Source organism: Streptomyces typhae (assembly GCF_009755605.1).
Lineage (GTDB): Bacteria > Actinomycetota > Actinomycetes > Streptomycetales > Streptomycetaceae > Streptomyces > Streptomyces typhae.
Window position 1 is genome coordinate 1 of record NZ_WPNZ01000052.1, and the last position, 2,982, is coordinate 2,982.

The 2,982-nt window shown below is 65.9% G+C and carries 2 protein-coding genes; both read right to left on the reverse strand.

Annotated elements, in window-relative coordinates:
• Window positions 1-81: 81 nt before the first annotated feature.
• Window positions 82-2,013 carry a helix-turn-helix domain-containing protein gene (locus tag GPA10_RS41470; RefSeq protein ID WP_343041905.1) on the reverse strand — a complete coding sequence of 644 codons (1,932 nt, stop codon included), beginning with the start codon at window positions 2,011-2,013 and terminating at the stop codon, window positions 82-84.
• Entirely contained in the window at window positions 2,010-2,765 is a 756-nt protein-coding gene (locus tag GPA10_RS43275; protein WP_246260689.1) for a TnsA-like heteromeric transposase endonuclease subunit, read from the reverse strand. Before GPA10_RS43275 ends, GPA10_RS41470 begins: the two co-directional genes overlap by 4 nt.
• Between the last annotated feature and the right edge of the window lie 217 nt (window positions 2,766-2,982).

Consider the following 2,982-nt stretch of genomic DNA (forward strand, 5'->3'; position numbering starts at 1 on the left):
ACGCTCCCGTCGAGCCCGCTCCTCGGCGGTGAGACCGCCACCATCCGGATACCTCATACCTACGGCATAGCGAACCCGCACTCACCCGTCACCAAGCCGAGAACACCCACCATTAATGATCTCTAGCGTCGTGCCCAGGCCGAGGTTCCAGCGTTCCAGCAGGTCGGCGACCGCGAGCCGGTCGTCGGGGTAGCGGTATTTCGCGGCGGCCAGCTTCCTGGCGAAGATCAGAGCGTCCTCGCTCAGCAGCATTCCAGCCGCTGGCGCATGCTCCCAGGTCAGGGCATGCCAGCAGCGGTCCGGGGCCCGAAAGTAGATCCGGGTGATGTCGTCGGGGTCGACCTGGAATGGCCAGCCGTTCTTGACCGGGCCATCGTACGGACTCCGGACATCGCTGAGGCCCTTGAGACCGGGCCCGTTGTAGCGGCGGCGGTTGATCTCGACGCCGTAGTGCTGGATCGTGCGCCATTCGGTCTTCAGGAACTCGTAGGCGAGGTTCGGGTCCCGGGGTGCTTCGATGTAGCCGGCCCGGGCCATGCCGTGCTCGAACATCTTCGCCGGGGACATCCGCAGCCCAGGCAATCCGGGGTCGACCAGGCTTGCGTGAGGTCGGTGGTGGTAAACCACCGCGACCCACTCCCGGATGATCGCCTCCAGCTCGTGCAGGAAGAAGAACGCGTCGCCCTCCGCGTGTTCGCCCCGGGAATGGATGTCTGGCCCCTTGTAGCCGGGCAGCGCTTGCAGCAGCCCCTCGCGCAGGGTGCGAAAGAACCTTTCCACGGGCCCTTTGTCCCGGCCCGTCCGCAGCCTCGCTGGCTGGATCGAGATCCCCATCCTCCGGCAGACGCTGGTCAGGTGCTCGGAGTCGTAGGGCTTGCCGTGGTCGATGACCAGGGTCTCCGGAACCAGGACGGGGCCCGAAGCGCCAGCTCCTTCGGCGACAGCCGTGTCGACCAGGACGGTCCGCGGGATGCCGTGCTCGGGCCAGACCGCGTAGCGCGGCCAGTTTCTTCCCGCTGGCGGTGGGCGGAACGACTGGTAGAGCACTGCGGCAATATCCACTGCCTTCGTCGACACCGGGGTGAGGCGGATCCCGGTGATGCAACGGGTGTACCAGTCCATGCCGACGCTCAGCTCGGCCTGCACCCACCGCAGCGTGAACGGGTCGAAGGCGAACACGTCCAGCCTGGTGGAGTCCATCAGCAAGTACTCGCCCGGCCTGGTCGGCCGCAGCTTGCCGTAGGGCCCGTCCGGCCGGTCGGCGATGTCCCGGTTCCGCTTCGTACTCATCCGGAACAGCGGGTGCTGGTCCTCCAGTTCCTCAAGGATCCGGAAGGCCGTGGCCCGACTAGGCTGCGGCACGACGTCCGGACCAAACCTCGCGATCACCCGGGCCCGGGTCCGTTCGATCACCATCGTGCGGGACGGCTTCGACTCTCCGGTATGTTCGACCATTACTTCCCTGGCTGTCTCCACCCACCGGTCGTCCACCTTGGTGGCCCGCCCCCGTGCCGGCCGTCCCGCGGCCGCCAGACCCGCCTCGCCGCCACGGCGGTAGTCCCGCACCCACCGCTCGATGGTGCGAACGGTGACGCCGATTTCAGCCGCCTTGCTCGCGTAACGGTCACCAAGCAAGACGTCAGGCAGGTATTCCGGCCTCGGCTCCCCGCCCGCCACCAATTCCGGCGTTCCCGACCGGTAGCCCGTCAGGACCTCACGAATGTGGGCTGCCCGCTCCCGTACTCCGTCTTGCTCAGCCTCCGACAGCTGGCTCAGCACGACACCGGCGATGTCTTCGTCATGGTCACCGGACGGCCCGGGACCCTCCGGGATCACGCGAGCCCGGTCAGACAGCAGCAGTTCCTTCACGCCCAGCCGAATCAACTTGCCCCGGCCGTCCTTGAGTACTGCCTCGTTGCCGTTCGAGGTGATCGCCAACTCGATCACCTCGACGGTCTCGCCGTCATAGCGGAACCGGGTGCCGACCCCCACCCGGGTTCCTGCCCGGCTCACTGCGGGACCTTCAGGACATGGCGGCTGCTGATCGGTGTGCTCAGGTCGGTGACCACCTCGCCGCCCCAGAGAAGATGCAGGGCCACGGAACGGATCTCCTCCGGCTCGCGCTCCGGAAGCAGTTCACCCAGCTCGCCAAGTGTCCGCCCGTCCAAGCCCATGGCCCGGACCTCATCAAGCAAGGCTCCATCGAAGAGCCAGTCACGGCGATACCCGGCAAGGAACCGCACGTTTTCCAGTACTGCCGGAGGTAGCTCGCTCCAGACGACGTACTGCCATCCCCGCGCTTCCACCACCCGCCGGGTCCAGGCGAAGGTGAACGCCACCTCCGGCTTCGTCACCCGATGCCTCGGCTTGACGTCCACAACGACCGGACCGTCTCCGGTGATCAGCAAGTAGTCAGGGATGTGCTTGCGCCGCTTCCCCTCGACATCGGCTTTGAGCAGGAACGGCTGTGCCAGGATGCGGCGAACAGACGGGGCGAAGTCATCGAACAGCAGCCGGGCCAGTTCGAGACGCGACTCGTAGATCACATGATCGCGCATGGTGGAGGACCAGTACGTACCCGAGTAGTGCTTCTGGCCCTTGTACCAACGGAAGGTCCTCCACGGTGTCACCGCCGCCAACGTGGCACTACCGGTGCTCTCCCACGGTTCGTCTTCAACCACCTGGTCCGGCGTACGGAAACTCACCACGGCCGACTCAACTGCCACCAGCCACCCCCGCCCCTGCAGCAGGCTCGATGCGATCAAGCAGTGGATGACAGCCTGGAGCAGACAGCCGCGCTTCCTCCAGAAAAGCCGGAGGTACTCACACGTTTGAGCGAAACAAGGGTCCGAGCTCTAGAGATCATTAATGGCGAGGGTTACGGGGGTGTGAGTCCGGTCTTGTCGATGTAGCCGCGGATGAGGCCGGGCCGGTACTGCATCTTTTTGAGCCGGGTCTTGATCAGGGCGGCCAGCTGGTCGA